This is a genomic window from Sphingomonas sp. BK580 (assembly GCF_014194975.1).
GTDB lineage: Bacteria > Pseudomonadota > Alphaproteobacteria > Sphingomonadales > Sphingomonadaceae > Sphingomonas.
On record NZ_JACIAY010000002.1, the window covers coordinates 244,392 to 261,098 of the forward strand.

Annotated in this window: 20 protein-coding genes; 13 read left to right on the forward strand and 7 right to left on the reverse strand. The window is 71.2% G+C overall.

The features are described 5' to 3' along the window. Positions 1–11: 11 nt before the first annotated feature. The gene (locus tag FHY05_RS04350) at positions 12–1,370 is read right to left on the reverse strand and encodes a protein adenylyltransferase SelO family protein (protein ID WP_183943174.1); all 1,359 of its coding nucleotides are present in this window, start codon (positions 1,368–1,370) and stop codon (positions 12–14) included. Between the two features lie 37 nt (positions 1,371–1,407). Here FHY05_RS04350 and FHY05_RS04355 point away from each other — a divergent pair, with 37 nt between their 5' ends. The 3 genes from FHY05_RS04355 to FHY05_RS04365 are packed head-to-tail and all read left to right on the forward strand — an operon-like array spanning position 1,408 to position 4,218. Beyond that, complete coding sequence (locus FHY05_RS04355) at positions 1,408–2,283, forward strand: alpha/beta fold hydrolase (RefSeq protein WP_183943175.1); 876 nt, start codon at positions 1,408–1,410, stop codon at positions 2,281–2,283. Positions 2,284–2,323: 40 nt separating this feature from the next. Beyond that, positions 2,324–3,079 (forward strand): SDR family oxidoreductase, encoded by a 756-nt coding sequence (locus tag FHY05_RS04360; RefSeq protein ID WP_183943176.1) that lies wholly within the window; start codon positions 2,324–2,326, stop codon positions 3,077–3,079. A gap of 5 nt (positions 3,080–3,084) precedes the next feature. Next, on the forward strand, positions 3,085–4,218 hold the full coding sequence (locus FHY05_RS04365; RefSeq protein ID WP_183943177.1) for a glycosidase: 1,134 nt from the start codon (positions 3,085–3,087) through the stop codon (positions 4,216–4,218). Between the two features lie 47 nt (positions 4,219–4,265). Here the strand turns inward: FHY05_RS04365 and FHY05_RS04370 are convergent, their stop codons facing one another. Continuing rightward, entirely contained in the window at positions 4,266–4,508 is a 243-nt protein-coding gene (locus FHY05_RS04370) for a hypothetical protein (protein WP_183943178.1), read from the reverse strand. 133 nt (positions 4,509–4,641) lie between these two features. Between FHY05_RS04370 and FHY05_RS04375 the strand changes: the two genes are divergently transcribed. The 3 genes from FHY05_RS04375 (at position 4,642) to FHY05_RS04385 (ending at position 7,722) form a co-directional block, all read left to right on the forward strand. Then, positions 4,642–5,778, forward strand: coding sequence for a glycosyltransferase (locus tag FHY05_RS04375; RefSeq protein WP_183943179.1), 1,137 nt, complete (start codon positions 4,642–4,644; stop codon positions 5,776–5,778). Positions 5,779–5,854: 76 nt separating this feature from the next. After that, positions 5,855–7,258 (forward strand): nitronate monooxygenase, encoded by a 1,404-nt coding sequence (locus FHY05_RS04380; RefSeq protein WP_183943180.1) that lies wholly within the window; start codon positions 5,855–5,857, stop codon positions 7,256–7,258. Positions 7,259–7,263: 5 nt separating this feature from the next. Continuing rightward, positions 7,264–7,722 (forward strand): hypothetical protein, encoded by a 459-nt coding sequence (locus tag FHY05_RS04385; protein ID WP_183943181.1) that lies wholly within the window; start codon positions 7,264–7,266, stop codon positions 7,720–7,722. An 82-nt stretch (positions 7,723–7,804) separates the two neighbouring features. Here FHY05_RS04385 and FHY05_RS04390 read toward each other — a convergent pair whose 3' ends face one another. Next, the gene (locus FHY05_RS04390; RefSeq protein WP_183943182.1) at positions 7,805–7,996 is read right to left on the reverse strand and encodes a hypothetical protein; all 192 of its coding nucleotides are present in this window, start codon (positions 7,994–7,996) and stop codon (positions 7,805–7,807) included. 189 nt (positions 7,997–8,185) lie between these two features. Here FHY05_RS04390 and FHY05_RS04395 point away from each other — a divergent pair, with 189 nt between their 5' ends. Further along, on the forward strand, positions 8,186–8,362 hold the full coding sequence (locus tag FHY05_RS04395; RefSeq protein WP_183943183.1) for a hypothetical protein: 177 nt from the start codon (positions 8,186–8,188) through the stop codon (positions 8,360–8,362). 184 nt (positions 8,363–8,546) lie between these two features. Here FHY05_RS04395 and FHY05_RS04400 read toward each other — a convergent pair whose 3' ends face one another. Continuing rightward, positions 8,547–9,311, reverse strand: coding sequence for a flagellar hook assembly protein FlgD (locus tag FHY05_RS04400; protein WP_183943184.1), 765 nt, complete (start codon positions 9,309–9,311; stop codon positions 8,547–8,549). A gap of 12 nt (positions 9,312–9,323) precedes the next feature. Further along, the gene (locus FHY05_RS04405) at positions 9,324–9,632 is read right to left on the reverse strand and encodes a hypothetical protein (protein ID WP_183943185.1); all 309 of its coding nucleotides are present in this window, start codon (positions 9,630–9,632) and stop codon (positions 9,324–9,326) included. Between the two features lie 4 nt (positions 9,633–9,636). Between FHY05_RS04405 and FHY05_RS04410 the strand changes: the two genes are divergently transcribed. Together FHY05_RS04410 and FHY05_RS04415 are read left to right on the forward strand one after the other, a co-directional pair. After that, positions 9,637–10,371: an OmpA family protein gene (locus FHY05_RS04410; protein ID WP_183943186.1), complete on the forward strand. Its 735-nt coding sequence runs from the start codon at positions 9,637–9,639 to the stop codon at positions 10,369–10,371. An 18-nt stretch (positions 10,372–10,389) separates the two neighbouring features. Next, a complete protein-coding gene (locus FHY05_RS04415; protein ID WP_183943187.1) occupies positions 10,390–10,818 on the forward strand; it encodes a hypothetical protein in 429 nt (142 codons plus the stop codon). 312 nt (positions 10,819–11,130) lie between these two features. Here the strand turns inward: FHY05_RS04415 and FHY05_RS04420 are convergent, their stop codons facing one another. Next, the gene (locus FHY05_RS04420; protein WP_183943188.1) at positions 11,131–11,940 is read right to left on the reverse strand and encodes a shikimate 5-dehydrogenase; all 810 of its coding nucleotides are present in this window, start codon (positions 11,938–11,940) and stop codon (positions 11,131–11,133) included. A 343-nt stretch (positions 11,941–12,283) separates the two neighbouring features. Beyond that, positions 12,284–13,369, reverse strand: coding sequence for a DNA polymerase IV (dinB, locus tag FHY05_RS04425; protein ID WP_409321612.1), 1,086 nt, complete (start codon positions 13,367–13,369; stop codon positions 12,284–12,286). Between the two features lie 62 nt (positions 13,370–13,431). Here dinB and FHY05_RS04430 point away from each other — a divergent pair, with 62 nt between their 5' ends. The 4 genes from FHY05_RS04430 (at position 13,432) to FHY05_RS22770 (ending at position 16,702) form a co-directional block, all read left to right on the forward strand. Then, positions 13,432–14,094 carry an epoxyqueuosine reductase QueH gene (locus FHY05_RS04430; protein ID WP_183943189.1) on the forward strand — a complete coding sequence of 221 codons (663 nt, stop codon included), beginning with the start codon at positions 13,432–13,434 and terminating at the stop codon, positions 14,092–14,094. A gap of 324 nt (positions 14,095–14,418) precedes the next feature. After that, entirely contained in the window at positions 14,419–15,129 is a 711-nt protein-coding gene (locus tag FHY05_RS04435) for a ParA family protein (protein ID WP_183943190.1), read from the forward strand. After that, positions 15,129–15,515 carry a hypothetical protein gene (locus FHY05_RS04440; protein ID WP_183943191.1) on the forward strand — a complete coding sequence of 129 codons (387 nt, stop codon included), beginning with the start codon at positions 15,129–15,131 and terminating at the stop codon, positions 15,513–15,515. Before FHY05_RS04435 ends, FHY05_RS04440 begins: the two co-directional genes overlap by 1 nt. After that, entirely contained in the window at positions 15,512–16,702 is a 1,191-nt protein-coding gene (locus FHY05_RS22770; protein WP_183943192.1) for a tetratricopeptide repeat protein, read from the forward strand. Before FHY05_RS04440 ends, FHY05_RS22770 begins: the two co-directional genes overlap by 4 nt. The last annotated feature ends 5 nt before the right edge of the window (positions 16,703–16,707 follow it).

The window sequence follows — 16,707 nt, forward strand, 5'->3', positions numbered from 1 at the left end:
TCGCGTCCATCTCATTCCAGCGCGGCCGCCATCTGGCGGATCGCCGCCAGCTTGGCGTCGAACGCGGCCCAATCGTCGCGCTCGGCGATCGGCGCCCAGATCGCCTCGACCTCGTCGATCAGCATCGCGCACGGCTCGCCCCGCCAGTAAGCATGGTCGCGCGGCTTGCGCGGCGCGTGGTCCGCCAGCGCCGCGCGCACGGCGTCCCACTCGGCGCCGTAGCTTCCCGGCAGCTCCTGGGCGAAGACGTCGAAGAAGAAGCGGTCGAGCCCGATCCCGGTCGCGCGCAGCGCGCGCTCCACCGCCTGCACCAGCGCGCGGTCGCTCGAGTCATGCTTGGCCGCACGTCCCATGCGCCACAGCAGCGCCTCCGCGACCGCCGGCTGATATGCTTCGGCGAAGCGGTCGAGCGCCGCCACCAGCGGGTCGCTCTCCGCGATCAGCCGCAGCGAGGAAGCGAGCTGCATCACGTCCCACAGGATCGCCTCGGGCTGACGGCCGAAGGCGTACAGCCCCGCGTGATCGAAATAGGCCGCGGTGAAGGCCGGATCCCAGGTCGGGGCGAAGCGCCACGGGCCATAGTCGAAGCTCTCGCCGGTGACGTTGATGTTGTCCGAGTTCAGCACGCCATGGACGAAGCCGGCGGCCATGTAGCGCGCCGCCAGCACCGCGGTGCGCGCCACCACGAGTTCGAGCAGCCGCACCGGATCGTCGCCGGGCTCGCCGTAGAGCTCGGACAGCACGTAGCGCACCAGCCGTCGCATCGCGTCCTCGTCGTGGTGGTAGGCGAGCCGCTGGAAGGTACCGATCCGGATGTGACCGTGGCTGAGCCGGACCAGCACCGCCGCGCGCGTGGGCGAGGGTTCGTCGTTGCGCTCCAGCGCCTCGCCCGTCTCGATCAGCGAAAAACTGCGCGAGGTCGGCACGCCGAGCGCCTCGAGCATCTCGCTCGCCAGCACCTCGCGTACCCCGCCCTTGAGCGTCAGCCGGCCGTCGCCGAAGCGGCTCCACGGGGTCTGCCCCGATCCCTTGGTGCCGAGATCGAGCAGGCGCCCGTCGCGATCGCGCAGCTGCGCGAAGGTGAAGCCGCGTCCGTCGCCGAGATCGGGGTTGTACGAGCGGAACTGGTGGCCGTGGTAGCGCAGCGCCAGCGGCTGCTCGAGGCTGTCCGGCAGCGGCGCGAAGCGGCCGAGATGCCGGACCCATTCTGCGTCGTCGAGACCGCGCAACCCGACCTCAGCCGCGGCGCGATCGTTGCGGAAGCGCAGCCGCGTCTCGGGAAAGTCCGCGGCGCGGACGGGATCGTAGAAAGGTTCACCGAGCGACAGGATCCGGCGCTCGGGGCGATATGCTTGCGGGTCGAAGGGCATGCGTGGATATGGGGGGCGCCGGAGCGGGGAGGCAAGCATGGCGGGATTTCGCGACGTCTACTGGTGGTCCGCCGACGGACTGCGGCTGCACGCGCGCGACTATCCCGGCCCCGAGGGCGACGCCGCCCCACCGCTGCTGTGCCTGCCCGGGCTGACCCGCAACGTCCGCGACTTCGAGCCGCTGGTCGCCGCGCTGGACGGGCGGCGGCGCGTGCTCGCGGTCGAGTTCCGCGGCCGCGGCGAGAGCGGCTACGCCAAGGATCCGATGACCTACGTGCCGCTCACCTACGCGCAGGACGTGGTGGCGTTGCTCGCCGATCAGCAGCTGGAGCGCGTCGTCGCGGTGGGGACCTCGCTCGGCGGGATCGTGACGATGCTGCTCGCCGGCATGCTGCCCGGGCGCATCGCCGGCGCGCTGCTCAATGACATCGGCCCGGTGATCGAACCCGGCGGGCTGGCGCGCATCCGCGGCTATGTCGGCAGGCCCAGCGTCTACCCCACCTGGCTCCACGCCGCGCGCGGGTTGCAGGAGTCGAACGGCGACGTCTACCCGGGCTGGCGGATCGACCAGTGGCTCGCGATGGCCAAGCGGCTGTACCGGCTCAACAGCGCGGGGCGCATCGTGCTCGACTATGACCTCAAGATCGCCGAGCCGTTCCGCCTGCCCGGCGGCGAGGCCGGGCCGGACCTGTGGCGCGCCTATGCGGCCCTGGGCGAGGCACCCGTGGTGGTGACGCGCGGCGAGCGCAGCGACATCCTGGGCGAGGCCACCGCGCGCCGCATGGTCGCGGCACTGCCGCGCGCCGAGCTGGTGACGGTGCCGGGCGTTGGGCACGCGCCGCTGCTCGACGAGCCGGCGCTACGGCCCGCGATCGACCAACTGCTCGCCGCCATCGCGGAACCCGCGCGCTAGCGGTTCGTCTCGCTCGGTCGGGGCGAGCGAGAGGACCAGCATGACCGAGATCAGTGATGCGCACAGCGCCCAGACGTCGCTCAAGGGGCGGCGCGCGATCGTCACCGGCGGCACCACCGGGATCGGCCGCGCCGTCGCGGTGCTGCTCGCCGCCGAGGGTGCGCACGTCTACCTCGTGGGCACCGATCAGGCGCATCTCGACGACGCGCTGGCGCGGGTGCGGGAGGTGGGCACGGGCGACGGCGGGCTGTTCGATCTGAGCCAGCCCGACCAGGTCGGCGCCGCGGTCGACGCCGCGAGCGCGGCGCTGGGCGGCTATGACGTGGTGGTCGCCAACGCCGCCGAGGCCGCGAGCGGCGTGACCGAGATGGACGAGGCCGCGCTGCTGCACGCGATCGCGCTCAACTTCACCCATTATCTGCTGCTGACGCAGCGCGCCGCGCGCGACCTGCGCGCGGGCGACGTGGTGATGATCGGCTCGACCAGCGCCTATGTGCTCGGGCCGCATTCCACCGTCTACGCCGGGATCAAGAGCGGATTGCAGGGCTTCTCGATTGCGCTGCGGCGCGAGCTCGGACCCAGGGGCGTGCGGGTCGCGCTGGTCGAGCCGGGCCTGACCGGCTCGGACATGCAACTGCCCGACCTTTCACCCGAGAAGCAGCGTGAGATGATCGGCGAGGAGAAGATGCTGCGTGCCGAGGACATCGCGGTGGGGGTGCACTACCTGCTCACCCAGCCGCGCCGCGCGGTGATCCAGCGGCTGACGATCAGCCCGCGCGTGCAGGACGGGGACTGACCGCCATGGCGACCGGCTTCCCGCACGACGCTCTGGTGTTCGGCCCCGGCGACGTCGACCTGTCGCGCTCGCCGCTCGCCGGGCATCTCGACGCCGAGACCTACGTGCTCGGCGCCTTCAACCCGGGCATGACGCGACTGGCCAACGGTAACCTGCTGCTGATGGTGCGCGTCGCCGAGGCGTTGCGCCACCCGGTGCGCGACCAGCAGATCCACGCGATCCGCTGGGACGGCGAGCGATACGTGCTCGACGCCTGGCCGCTGTCGCTGGTCGACACCTCGGACCCGCGCAAGTTCATGATGCGCGGCGGCGGCTGGAAGGTGATGGCGCTGACCTCGCTGTCCTGGCTCCTGCCGGTCGAGCTCGACGCGAGCGGTACGCAAGTCGAGGCGGTCCACTACGAGCGCGCGATCGCACCACGCGCCGCCTATCAGTGCTATGGCGTCGAGGACGCGCGGATCAGCCGCGTCGACGGTCGCTACTACATGACGAGCTGCTCGGTCAGCCCCGAGCGCCACTGCACCACGCTCTACACCAGCGACGACGCGCTCGACTGGCGGCTGGAGGGCATCGTGCTCGACCATCAGAACAAGGACATGCTGATCTTCGAGGGCAAGGTGCGCGGCACCTTCTGGGCGCAGACTCGGCCGCTCGGCGACCTGTACTTCGCTTACCCGCCCGACAGCGAGTGGCGCGCCGGCCCGTCGATCAACCTGGCCACCTCACCCGACGCGCTCTACTGGAAGCCGCTCGACGCGCCGGGCATCCGCCCGCACGCCAAGACGATGGCGACCGCGCGCATGGGGGGCGGGGCGCCGCCGGTGCTGACGACCGTGAACGGGCAGGAGGGCTGGCTGACGCTGTGGCACGGTGTCGAGCCCTCGGGCGTCGTCGGGATCTATCGCACCTATTGGACGCTGCTCGACCGCGACGACCCGTCGCGCCCGCTCGCCACCAGCGACGACGCGCTGCTGGAGCCGGCACCGGCGCTGACCGAGCCGCTCAAGGAGCAGATGTACCTGGACAATGTCGTCTTCACCACCGGCATCGCCGACGGCGGCGATCACTGGGTCGTGGCGAGCGGGGAGGCGGACCTGGCGTGCCGGATCACGCACGTACCGAAGGGCGCGATCGGCTGATCGTGCCGGGAAGCCGGCACCGCCCGGGAGCGGTGCCGGCGGACAGCTCAGTTGCTGTCCGAATCGTCGCCGTCGTCGACCGCGATGATCACGCCGGCGACCACGACCGCGGCGGCCAGCACCAGGCCAACGATCGCGCCGGGCGCGGCGAGCTCGCTCTTGCCCTTGGCGCCGGTCGCGGCACGCGCCGACTTGGCGACGGAGAGCGAGGCAGCAGGGTTGGCGGCGGCGAGCGCCGGGGTGGCGGTGAGCGCGAGCGCGCTGCCCGCTGCGATGATCGACTTCAGCATAGAAACGAACTCCCTTGGTTCCACGAGCGACGACGAAGGCCGAACCTCTCGCAAATTGCTTTAAGCACGGGAGGTGGGCACAGGGCATCCAGAACATGGTGCGTCGACGCTTTCCCGCCGCTATGTGGCGGCCATGCCACAGCCGCTCTCCCTGCTGCATGTCCTGCCGAGCTTCGACCTCGACGCGCGCGGAGCACGGGTGGCGCGGCTGATGAGCGCGTTCGGCGATCGTGCGCGGCATCGTCTCGTGGTCGCCGACGCCGCCCGGCTCGCGGCGCGGCAACGTATCGGCAAGGGGGTGCGGTACGAGATCGCGCAGGAGGCACCGCCGCTCGCGGGCAGGCCCTCGCTGGCGCGCTACGAGGCGTTGGCCAAGCTGATGCGCGGCCACGATCTCGTTCTCACCTACGACTGGGCCGCGATCGACGCGGTGATGGCGCGCCGCGTCTTCGCGCGCGGGCTCCCGCCGGTGATCCACCACGAGGACGGCTTCGCGGACGCCGAGGCGGGCGGACTACGCCGCGACCGAACGATCTATCGTCGTCTGGCACTCTCCGCCGCCCACGCGCTGGTGGTGCCGAGCCGCGCGATCGAGCGGATCGCACTCGAGACGTGGAGACAGCCGCGCGCGCGGGTCCATCGTATCGCGAACGGCGTCGCCACGGCGCTCTACGCCGAGCGACCCGACCCGCGCGCGCTACCTGGCTTCGCGCGCAACGAGCGCGAGCTGACGATCGGCGCCGTCGGCGCGCTGCTGCCGCACAAGGACCTGCCCGCCCTGGTGCGCGCGGTCGGCGGGCTGTCGACCCGCTTCCGCCTGGTCGTCGTGGGCGAGGGGCCCGAGCGCGACGCGATCGAGCGGACCGGGCTGGCGATGGGGATCGACGACCGGGTCGTGCTCACCGGCGCGGTCGAGCGGCCCTATCGCTACATGGGGCTGTTCGACGTCCTCGCGCTGTCGTCGACGAGCGAGCAGTCGCCGACCAGCGTGGTCGAGGCGATGGCGGCGGGGCTGCCGGTGGTGAGCCCGCCGGTCGGGGATGTCGCCGAGATGGTGGCACCCGAGAATCTTCCCTTCGTCACCGAACATCACGGCGAGGTGCGGTTGCGCGACGCGATCCAGGCGCTCGCCGGCGACCCCGCGCTGCGCGGACGGGTCGGGGCTGCCAACCGCGCGAAGGCGCGCGCCGAGTTCGACGAGGCGGATATGATCGCCCGCTACGCGGGGCTCTATGCGGAGGCCGCGGGGCGCCCGGCTTGTCTCGGTTGAGTCGCAATTTTGTCGCGCTTCCGCCCGATTGCTTTATACGGACGCGCGCTACGTCAGTGATGGAAGTGGGAAGAGCGTGTTCAAGGGGCTGAAGCCGATCGTCTATGGAGGTCGCGAGGTGTGGCCGCTGGTGGAAGGTGGCAAGGGCGTCGCCGCGACCAACCATGCCTCGGCCGGTGCCTGGGCCGCCGCCGGCGGGATCGGGACGGTCTCCGCCGTCAACGCCGACAGCTACGACCCGGAAGGCAAGATCATCCCGCAGGTCTACCGCGCACTGACCCGGCGCGAGCGCCACGAGGAGCTGATCGCCTATGCGATCGACGGCGCGGTCCAGCAGGTGCAGCGCGCGTGGGAGATCGCGGGCGGCAAGGGCGCGATCAACATCAACGTGCTGTGGGAGATGGGCGGGGCGCAGCGCGTGCTCCACGGGGTGCTCGAGCGTACCCGCGGCCTGGTCTCGGGCGTGACGTGCGGCGCCGGCATGCCCTACAAGCTGAGCGAGATCGCCGCTTCCTACAACGTCAGCTATCTGCCGATCGTCAGCTCGGGACGCGCCTTCCGCGCGCTGTGGAAGCGCGCTTATTCCAAGGCGAGCGAGTGGCTCGCCGCGGTGGTCTACGAGGATCCGTGGCTCGCCGGCGGGCACAACGGCCTGTCCAACGCCGAGGACCCGCTCGCCCCCGAGGATCCCTATCCGCGCGTGAAGGCGCTGCGCGAGACGATGCGCGAGGGCGGCATTCCCGACAGCACGCCGATCGTGATGGCGGGCGGCGTCTGGTACCTGCGCGACTGGAACGACTGGATCGACAATCCCGAGCTCGGCACGATCGCCTTCCAATACGGCACGCGCCCACTGCTCACGCGCGAGAGCCCGATCCCGGAGGGCTGGAAGGCCAAGCTGATGGAGATCGAGGAGGGCGAGGTGCTGCTCCACCGCTTCTCGCCGACCGGCTTCTATTCCTCGGCGGTGCGCAACCCCTTCCTCCGCTCGCTCGAGGCTCGATCCGAGCGCCAGATCGCTTTCTCGACGCAGGAGGCGGGTGACCACGTCTTCCAGCTCGACGTCGGCGTGAAAGGCAAGAACTTCTGGGTGACCCGCAACGACCTGCTGCGCGCGCGCCAGTGGTTCGGCGAGGGCTTCACCGACGCGCTCAAGACGCCCGATAACACGCTGGTCTTCGTCTCGCCCGGCGAGAAGGCCGAGATCCGCAAGGACCAGGCAGACTGTATGGGCTGCCTCAGCCAGTGCCTTTTCTCGAGCTGGGCCGACACCGAGACCAACTCGACCGGCCGCCTCGCCGATCCGCGAAGCTTCTGCATCCAGAAGACGCTGCAGGACATCGCGCACGGCGGCGACACCGACCAGAACCTGATGTTCGCCGGCCATGCCGCGTATAACTTCAAACGCGACCCCTTTTACTCGAACGGCTTCGTGCCGACGGTGCAGCAGCTGGTCGACCGCATCCTCACCGGCGACTGAGGCGAGTGACGCCGCTCGCCGCCGCGCTGGACGAGCTGGCGGCGCTGCTGCGCGGCGCGCGCGATGCATGGTGGGTGATCGGCAGCGCGGCGGCATGGCTGCACGGGGCCGCGACATCGGTCGCCGACGTCGACGTGCTGCTCAGTCCGCGCGACGCGCGTGACGCGATGTCGGCCTGGCGCGGCGACGTGGTGGTCGGTGAGGCGGGCCAACGCTTTCGCTCGGTCCCGTTCGCGCGGTTGGAAGGCGCGACGCTGCCGATCGAGCTGATGCCGGGACTCCAGGTCCGTTCGGCAAATCGGTGGGTGGCGGTTTGGCCCGCCACGCGGCAGTCGGTGGGCGACGTCTATGTGCCCGAGCGAGCGGAGCTCGAGGCGATCTTCGCTCTGTTCGGCCGACCCAAGGATCGTGCTCGGGCCGATCTGCTCCGCGGACCCGCCGGGCGATCTTCCGCTCGTTCCTAGCAGGACGGGGAGAAGCGCCGCTTGCGCGTCATCAAGACGCGCGGCGGCCGCCGTCTCCCCGTTCTCGCCGGAGTGATCGGACTCAGTCGACCACGGTGCCGACGACCGCGCCGCCGACCCCGCCGACGGCCGCGCCCTTCTCGACGCTCTTGCCCGTCGCTGCCGCCACACCGGCGCCGCCCGCGCCGCCGATCGCCGCGCCGCGCAGCGTCGAGCAGGCCGACATGTTCACCGCGCAGGCGACGAGCAGGGTGGAGAGAAGAATCTTACGCATGGATCAACTTCCTGTGCTGTGGGATGCCCGCTCCAATGACGCGCGAGGCGATGGGTTCCGTCGCGCAACCTTTCGTCACGCGCGGGCCGCGACAAGCCTTCAGCCGCGCGACAATGATGACGCCGGCGCAACATCGCTGACATGCCGGCGACAAAGGGGAGGGCGAGGGAGCGTGCGAGGAGATCGCGCATGCACCACGACCACGACGCCGACTATCACGCCGCTCGAGCGCGCGCCGAGGCGGTCCGCGCCATCGTCGCCAGCAGCGATGCGGCCGCGGCGATCCACCAGGAACTATGCCTGCGCTATATCGGCCGGCTGCTCGCCGCCCTGGTGCTCGGTGATGCGGTTCGCGGGCGCGGTTGAGCCGCGATCGGACCTTCGGGATCACGTACGCCGGCCAGCCCCGATCGATGGTGATCGGGGGCTCGGCCCGGCGCGACGCTGAGGAACCGGCCCGAAGAGCGATCGGGCACGCGTCGCTGACACACCATGACACTGGGCCCGGTAAAATCTGCTATGCTCCGCGGCCGGCGCGGTGCCTCCTTGTTCAGGCAGTGACGTTCGCGGCAGCGCCGGCGGTGTCGATCGAGAGCAGCGCGTCGAGCGGGTAATTGGCGCCGTTGACGGTGACGATGGCACGGCCGTCCAGCATCATCGCCGACGTGATCGTACCGGCCGCGGTGACCGCGCCGTTGATCGTCGCGCCGTTGACGTCCTTGGCGACGAGCGAGAGCGTGTAATTGCCCTCGGGCGCCTTGCCGCCGAGTGCGCTGCGCCCGTCCCACACGATCTTGCCCTTGGCGGCGGGATCCAGCGCGATCGTCGTCATGACGGAGCCCTTGCTGTCCTTGATCTCCGCCAGCAGCGTCGCCGGCATCTGGCTATACTGGTACGACCAGGTCGCGGGCTTGTCGGCGGTCAGTCCCGCGACCTGCGTGTCGAACCGCGCCTCGCGCCCGATATAGGATGACGCCTGCGCCAGCTCCTGTGAGGTCAGCTTGGCGACTATCGTCTTGAGTGTGCTGTTCTGCTGGATCGACTGCTCGGTCTGCGCGAACTGCACCAGCTGATTGGTGAATTGCGCCGTGTCCATCGGGCTGAGCGGATTCTGGTTCTGGATCTGCGACGTCAGCAACTTCAGGAACATGTTGAAGTCGGCGCTGATCACCGGCTTGGTCTCAGGCGCGGCGGTGGCGTCGCCGCTGGTGTCGAGCGAGGCGCGGTCGGCCGCTGCCTTCTGTGCGGCGGCTTTCTGCGCGGCGACGGTCGCCGCAGCGGCTTTTGTGTCGGACGTGCTGATCGGGATGGTCATGATGGCGATTCCTCAGGCGAAGACGTCGACGAGGCCGCTCGAGCGCAGCCGGCGGGGCGTGGCAGTGGCGGTGGGGCGGTCCGCGGTGGGTTCCGTGAGCGCGGCATAGCGCTGGTCGCGCGCGACGGCCGCCTCCCACCGCTGACCGCCCCCCGACTGCCGTTCCGAGAAGTGGAACGACTGAGCGTGCGCGCGCACACCCGCGTCCGCCAGGGCCCGCTGCAGCTGATCGAGGTCGTGACGCAGCAGGTCGAGCGCGGCGCGATTGTCGCTCGCGACCACGGCGCGGAGGTCGCCCTCGGGTCCGAAGCTCAGCTGCACGTCGATGCTGCTGTGGCTGATCGCGACGCCCGACAAGGGTCGGCTCAAGGGGCTGGCGCAATATTTCTCCACCGCGGTGACGACCATGGCGCCGGCGGCGCAGTCCGATCAGCCGGAACTCGAGCCGGGCACCGGGGGGCGACTGCGGCGTGCGCAGGGTGACCAGTCAGAGGCCTCCGGTATCCTGAGCGCGGAGGCCGGCACCGTCGGCGCGTCGCGCGGCGGCACCGCGAACATCCCGGCCGCCAGCCGGCGCGCGCTTGCCGACGAGCTCAGGATCGCGCTCGAACTCGCGCCCAACGCTACCCTGGGGCCGCGCGCGGTGCAGGTCGAGCGCGAGCGTGACGGCATTCGCATCACGCTGATGGATACCGCGCAGCAGAGCATCTTCGCCGGGCCGACCGCCGAGCTGAATGGCTACGGCCGCGCGCTGCTCGCGCACGTCGCGCGCCGGCTCCAGCATGTCGAGGCGCAGCTCGCGATCGAGGGGCATACGAGCGCCGAGGGTGGTGCGCAGAGCGCGGCGAACTGGCGATTATCGGGCGCCCGGGCGGAGGCGGCGCGCGACGCGCTGGTGGCGGACGGACTGTCGCCGGACCGGTTCGCGCAGATCGTCGCGCGCGCCGGTACGCAGCCGGTCTATCCCGACCAGCCGAGCCGCCCCGAGAATCGACGGATCGCGATCATCGTGCTGTCCGAACCTTCCGCGCTGCCGCGCGACGTCAGCCTTCGCTTCTGAGCTTCAAGGAACATCGCGGTGCCTCCATTCGCGCGTCGTCTGCTCGTGTTACTCTGCGGTGTCGCCGTCGGCAGCCTGAGCGCCATCGAAGTGAGTCACTGGGTGGCAGGTGACAATATATTCGCGGCCGCCCCGCGGCGCGAGTTCATGCCGATCGGCACGCTGACCGCGCCGCTGGTCGGGACCGACGGTCATCTGCTCGGCTATCTCAGCTTCGACGCGGAGATCGAGGTGCCGGTCCGGCACGAGCATGAGATACGCTCGGGGCTGCCGGTGCTCGCCGACGCGGTCAACCGCACCAGTTTCGCCGCGCCCATCGCCGGTCCGGCGGACGGCTACGTTCCGCAACTGCAGGTGCTGCGAGAACTCGTCCACGCCGCGGCGCTCAAGACCTATGGCCCCGATGTGGTGTCGCGCACGGTCATCACGCGCGCCGCTCTTACCTGAGCGGGCTCCGACCGCACGGGCGCCGCTCGTCTCGTCTCCGACCCGCGCCTGGTTGCGCCGTCGGGCGCGAGGCAGCAGTGGAGCATCGATGAGCCGATCTGGGGAGAGAAGGGTTGGCCCAACGCACCGACGGAGGACCAGCCGGCCGAGCGCCGGCGCAGGAACGATCAGCCGCTCCGCGAGCGCCTCCTGACCTCAACGCGATGCCTCTGCATCTCGGCGCCGCGAGGCCGCGCCCTCGCTCACGCCGGCGGAGCCATGTCGCCGCCGACGCTTGGCTGGAACGGGATCGGTGCACGGCGACCCAGCCGATCATGCCGCCAACGCATAGGCCTCCGCCGCCGCGACCTGCGCCGCGCTGGGCCGCACCCCGGTGTAGAGCACGAACTGCTCGAGCGCCTGAAGCTTGGCGATCTCGGCACCGGTGATCACGCGCTTGCCCAACGCGCGCGCCAGCCCAAGCAGCGGCGTCTCGACCGGCTTGGCGACGACGTCGATCACCACCTCGGCCGCCTCGACCTGCGCGGGCGTGAAGGCGAGCGCCTGGGCGTCCGGACCGGTCATGCCGAGGGGGGTGACGTTGACCAGCACCGGCGCGCGCAGCGTCTCCCCATCGACCCCCCAGTCGCAGCCCAGCGCCTCCGCCAGCGCGCGCCCCTTGGCCGTGTTGCGCGCGACGATCACGCCCGCGGCGAAGCCGGCGTCGACGAGCGCGGTCGCGGTGGCCTTCGCCATGCCGCCGCTGCCGCGCAGCAGGAACGGCGCGCGCACGAGCGGCTCGACCAGCGCGCGCACCGCGCTGTAGTCGGTGTTGTAGCCCAACAGCCGTCCGTCGTCGTTGACGATCGTGTTGACGCTGTCGATCGCCGCGGCGGAGTCGCGCAGCCCGTCGAGCAGCGGGATGACGTCCTCCTTGAACGGCATCGAGACCGCGCAGCCGCGGATACCGAGCGCGCGGATGCCGCGCACCGCGCCTTCGAGGTCGGCGGTGGTGAAGGCCTTGTAGACATAGTCGAGCCCGAGCGCGTCGTAGAGGTGGTTGTGGAAGCGTGAGCCGAAGGTCCCGGGGCGCGCGGCGAGCGACATGCACAGGCGGGTGGTCGGGCCGATCGGTGGCTTCATCGCTGATTCTCCTCGTCTGCGAGCCGCGATAGCCGATGAGCGAGGGCTTCTCCTCCGTCAACGGAGCCGAAGATGCGGTTCGGCGACGTCGCTGCACCGCGCCTCGCGCGAAGCCTCGGCCGCGACCAGGGTCGAGACGCCGTGCTCGTCATAGCGCGTCGGGCACCCGCACACCGGCTGGAGGCGGGGACACCGTGCAGACCATGTGAACACTCGAGAAGCGGTCGAACGGTCGCGTCACGGGTGGCGACGGCAACCGCGCGCACATCAGCAGGGCTATCGGCGCGGCGGACGAGGTCGGCTCACGTCTTTCCCGTCGCTCCCCGCGCCGCCGCATGGGCCTTCACCCGAGCGGCAGCGCCGCCTGCGCCGGCACCTCGTCGCGTTGCAGCCCCGAGAGCGTCAGGCCCAGCAGCCTGACTCCACCCTCCACCGGCAGGAGCGGCGCCAACAGCGTGCGACCGATCGCCACCAGTTGCGCGCGGTCCCGGATCGGCGTCGCCAGCGAGCGCGCGCGCGTGATCGTCGCGAAGTCGGCGCGGCGCAGCTTGAGCGTCACGGTGCGGCCGCGCGCTTCGGCGCGCTCGATCCGCGCCCATGCCGCGTCGGCGACGCGCTCGAGCGCCGCCTCGATCGCGGCCGTCTCGGACAGGTTGCTCTCGAACGTGCGCTCGGCGCCGACCGACTTGGCCTCGCGGTGCGCGCGCACCGGGCGCTCGTCGATCCCCCGCGCCGCGGCGTGGAGATAGTCGGCGTGGCTGCCGAACTGCGCGCGCAGGAACGCGATGTCGCGATCGCGCAGGTCGGCGCCGGTCTCGATCCCCAGCCTGGCCATCTTCGCCGCGGTCACCGGCCCGACGCCGTGGAAGCGCTTGACGGGCAGCGCGGCGACGAAGGCGGCACCGTGCCCGGGCGGGATCACGCACAGGCCGTTTGGCTTGTTCTGGTCGGAGGCGAGCTTGGCGATGAACTTATTGTAGCTGACCCCGGCCGAGGCGGTGAGGCGGGTCTCGGCGGCGATGCGGGCGCGGATCTGCTCGGCGATCGCGCTGGCCGAGCCGAGTCCGCGCGGGTCGTCGGTGACGTCGAGATAGGCCTCGTCGAGCGAGAGCGGTTCGATCAGGGCGGTATAGTCGGCGAAGATCGCGTGGATCTGTCGGCTCACCGCGCGATAGACGTCGAAGCGCGGCGGCACGAACACCAGCTCGGGGCAGCGCCGCAGCGCGGTGACCGAGGGCATGGCCGAGCGGACCCCGAAGGCGCGCGCCTCGTAGCTCGCCGCCGCCACCACGCCGCGCGCGCGTGCGCCGCCGACGGCGACCGGGCGCCCGCGCAACTCCGGCGCGTCGCGCTGCTCGACCGACGCGTAGAAGGCGTCCATGTCGATATGGATGATCTTGCGGGTCGCGGGGGCGCTCACGCGCGCGATATAGGGTGTCAGGTGGCCGCGATGCGATGACTTTCGCGCAGCGATCGGCTAGAGCGCGGGGCATGACCAGCGACCTCCAGCGACCGATCCTCACGCCCCCCGACGGTGCCCAGAAGGTGCTGCTCCACTCCTGCTGCGCGCCCTGCTCGGGCGAGGTGATGGAGGCGATGACCGCGAGCGGGATCGATTACACGATCTTCTTCTACAATCCCAACATCCACCCCAAGGAGGAGTATCTCCTCCGCAAGGAGGAGAATATCCGCTTCGCCGAGGCGCATGACGTGCCGTTCGTCGACGCCGACTATGACACCGCCAACTGGTTCAAGCGCGCGCGCGGAATGGAACAGGAGCCCGAGCGCGGGATCCGCTGCACGATGTGCTTCGACATGCGCTTCGAGCGCACCGCGCTGTACGCGCACGAGCACGGCTTCCCGGTGATCACCTCGTCGCTGGGTATCTCGCGCTGGAAGAACATGGCCCAGATCAACGACTGCGGCGAGCGCGCCGCGGCGCCTTACCCGGGCATCAGCTACTGGACGTTCAACTGGCGCAAGGGCGGCGGCGCGGCGCGGATGATCGAGATCTCGAAGCGCGAGCATTTCTACCAGCAGGAATATTGCGGCTGCGTCTACTCGCTGCGCGACACCAACGCGCACCGGGTCTCGCAGGGGCGCGAGGAGATCCGCATCGGCGAACTCTATTACGGCGACGAGCCGAAGGGCTGAGGGTGATCCTCCCGGTTCGGCGGGGAGGGGCCTGTCGCCACGGCACCACGTCCGCCTGAGGCTCAGCGGCGACGGCGAGTGGTGGAGAGCCCGCGCCTTCACGTGGCCTGCCGCTCGCCGACGTCCTCCAACACCGCGTTCGGCCGTTGTGCAGCTGAGATCGCTCCCAGCGATCGCGGCGTTGTCCGCGGCAGGGCGGCTGGCACTATCCTTCCCGCGCGCGGAGAGGATCGAGAGGACAGACTGGTTCGCGCCCGTCGTTAACGCTTCGTCCACCTCGCGCTGGCATGCCGGCGACGGAACAACGGGGGACATGGCGGCGACATGCGCGTACTCGCGATGGCATCGCAGAAGGGCGGATCGGGCAAGACCACGCTCTCGGGGCATCTCGCGGTGCAGGCGCAGCGCGCCGGCGCCGGGCCCGTCGTGCTGATCGACATCGACCCGCAGGGCTCGCTGGCCGACTGGTGGAACGAGCGGCAGGACGAGTTCCCCGCCTTCGCGCAGACCAGCGTGTCCCGTCTTGCCGCGGATCTCGAGGTGCTGCGGGGGGAGGGCTTCAAGCTGGCGGTGATCGACACTCCGCCCGCGATCACCATGGCGATCCAGAGCGTCGTCCAGGTCGCCGAGCTGATCGTGATCCCGACGCGCCCGAGCCCGCACGACCTGCGCGCGGTCGGTGCCACGGTCGATCTGTGCGAGCGCTCGGGCAAGCCGTTGCTGTTCGTCGTCAACGCCGCCACGCCGAAGGCGCGGATCACCTCGGATGCCGTGATCGCGCTGTCGCAGCACGGCACGGTGGCGCCGATCACGGTCCACCAGCGCACTGATTTCGCGGCCTCGATGATCGACGGTCGCACCGTGATGGAGGTCGATCCGAAGGGCCGCTCCGCCGGTGAGATCGTCGAGCTGTGGAGCTATGTCTCCGACCGGCTCGAGAAGAACTTCCGCCGCACGGTGTTTGCGGCGCCCAAGCCGGGCACGACGCCGACGCGGCCGCAAGGGGCTGGCTTCGGCCGGCGTGTGGTGGCGTGATGTTCGGGACCAAACCGATGGCCTCGCTCAGCGCCGGGCTGCTCGCGCGCAAGGGGCAGGCGCGCCCGGCGATGCGGCGCGTCGACACGCTTACGGAGCTGGCACGCGCGGGTGATGAGCTGGGCTGGAACGACATGGGAGAGGCGACGCCTGCCGCACCGCCCGCTGTGCTCGCCGCACGCGAGCGGCTGATCGCCCATCTGGGCATCGCGCCGGCGCCGGCCGCGCGCGCGACAGCGCTGGCAGCGGGGAAGCGGGTCGCCTTCACGCTGCGGCTCGACGGCGAGCGCCACCGGCGGCTGCGAGAAGCGGCGGCGGCTCGCGGCGTCTCGGCACAGGCCCTGCTGACCGAGGCGCTCGATCGCCTCGCGGCGGACGCGGCGTGAGGCGGGTCGCGCTGATCGGCGCGCTCAGCCTGGCGCTGCTCGGCGTCGGTCTGGCGGAGGTGGTCGTGCCCGCGTCGGCGACGAGCGACGGCGGCGTGCGCACCGCCGATGCCGCGAAGTACGCCGAGCGCGCGCGCCAGGCGCTCGCGCAGCAGCGGTGGAACCGCGCCGTGCGCGACAGCGAGGTCGCGGTCGCCGATGCCCCCGCGGACGGCGAGCACCGCCGGCTGCTCGGCGTCGCCTATCTGCGCGCCGGCCGCTTCGTCTCGGCGGCGCGCGCCTTCGAGGACGCGCTGACGCTCCGCGGCGACGACCATGCCGCCGCGCTCGACCTCGCGCTGGCGCAAGTCGCGTTAGGGCGATGGGATCGCGCGCGCGCCACGCTGGCGGCGCACGCCGGCGGCATCGCCGCGTCGGACCATGGGCTGGCGCTCGCACTCGCGGGCGACCTGCCGGGAGCGCTGCAGGTGTTGATGCCCGCCGTGCGCCGCGCCGAGGCCGATGCGAAGACGCGACAGAACCTCGCGCTCACGCTCGCGCTCGCGGGGCAGTGGCCGCAGGCGCGCGCGCTCGCGGCCTATGATCTGCCGGCCGACGCGGTGGACCGCCGGCTCGCCGCCTGGGCAGCACTGGCACAGCCGCGCGCGGCGTCGGATCAGGTCGCCGCGCTGCTCGGCATCACGCCGGTGAGCGACCCCGGTCTACCGCTCGCCCTCGCGCTCGTCGCGCCCGTCCCGGCGGCGGCTCCGGTCGCGGTCGCCGCCCCGCCGCCACCCGCGTTCGTGTCGCAGATCGTCCCGCCGACTGCGCCGCCGTTGGTGTCTCGCCCGGTCCCGCCGGCCGCAACCGCACCGACCTCGCGCGCGCCGGTCGCGTCGTACCAGCGGCCGCTCAGGTCGGGCGGCTACGTCATCCAGCTCGGCGCCTATGAGAACGTCGCGGTGGCACGTGACGGCTGGCGCGGCGCACTGCGGCGCTGGCCCGTGCTCGCGCGGCTGCGTCCGACAGGGATCCCCGCGGGAAAGGGCAGCACGCGCTATCGATTGTCCGTCGGCGGCATCGCGCGCGGCGACGCGATCGAGCTGTGCCGCGGCTATCGCGCGCGCGGCGGTCGCTGCTTCGTCCGGCTGGCCGCCGGCGACCGCCCCGCACCGTGGCGCAGGGGCGTGCGGCTCGCGGCTAAGTAGATGGA

Bases quoted from the DNA above. Each gene is read 5' to 3' on its own strand.
- FHY05_RS04350 (WP_183943174.1), bottom strand. From the start codon at position 1,370: ATGCCCTTCGACCCGCAAGCATATCGCCCCGAGCGCCGGATCCTGTCG.
- FHY05_RS04355 (WP_183943175.1), top strand. From the start codon at position 1,408: ATGGCGGGATTTCGCGACGTCTACTGGTGGTCCGCCGACGGACTGCGG.
- FHY05_RS04360 (WP_183943176.1), top strand. From the start codon at position 2,324: ATGACCGAGATCAGTGATGCGCACAGCGCCCAGACGTCGCTCAAGGGG.
- FHY05_RS04365 (WP_183943177.1), top strand. From the start codon at position 3,085: ATGGCGACCGGCTTCCCGCACGACGCTCTGGTGTTCGGCCCCGGCGAC.
- FHY05_RS04370 (WP_183943178.1), bottom strand. From the start codon at position 4,508: ATGCTGAAGTCGATCATCGCAGCGGGCAGCGCGCTCGCGCTCACCGCC.
- FHY05_RS04375 (WP_183943179.1), top strand. From the start codon at position 4,642: ATGCCACAGCCGCTCTCCCTGCTGCATGTCCTGCCGAGCTTCGACCTC.
- FHY05_RS04390 (WP_183943182.1), bottom strand. From the start codon at position 7,996: ATGCGTAAGATTCTTCTCTCCACCCTGCTCGTCGCCTGCGCGGTGAAC.
- FHY05_RS04395 (WP_183943183.1), top strand. From the start codon at position 8,186: ATGCACCACGACCACGACGCCGACTATCACGCCGCTCGAGCGCGCGCC.
- FHY05_RS04400 (WP_183943184.1), bottom strand. From the start codon at position 9,311: ATGACCATCCCGATCAGCACGTCCGACACAAAAGCCGCTGCGGCGACC.
- FHY05_RS04410 (WP_183943186.1), top strand. From the start codon at position 9,637: ATGCTGCTGTGGCTGATCGCGACGCCCGACAAGGGTCGGCTCAAGGGG.
- FHY05_RS04420 (WP_183943188.1), bottom strand. From the start codon at position 11,940: ATGAAGCCACCGATCGGCCCGACCACCCGCCTGTGCATGTCGCTCGCC.
- FHY05_RS04430 (WP_183943189.1), top strand. From the start codon at position 13,432: ATGACCAGCGACCTCCAGCGACCGATCCTCACGCCCCCCGACGGTGCC.
- FHY05_RS04435 (WP_183943190.1), top strand. From the start codon at position 14,419: ATGCGCGTACTCGCGATGGCATCGCAGAAGGGCGGATCGGGCAAGACC.
- FHY05_RS04440 (WP_183943191.1), top strand. From the start codon at position 15,129: ATGTTCGGGACCAAACCGATGGCCTCGCTCAGCGCCGGGCTGCTCGCG.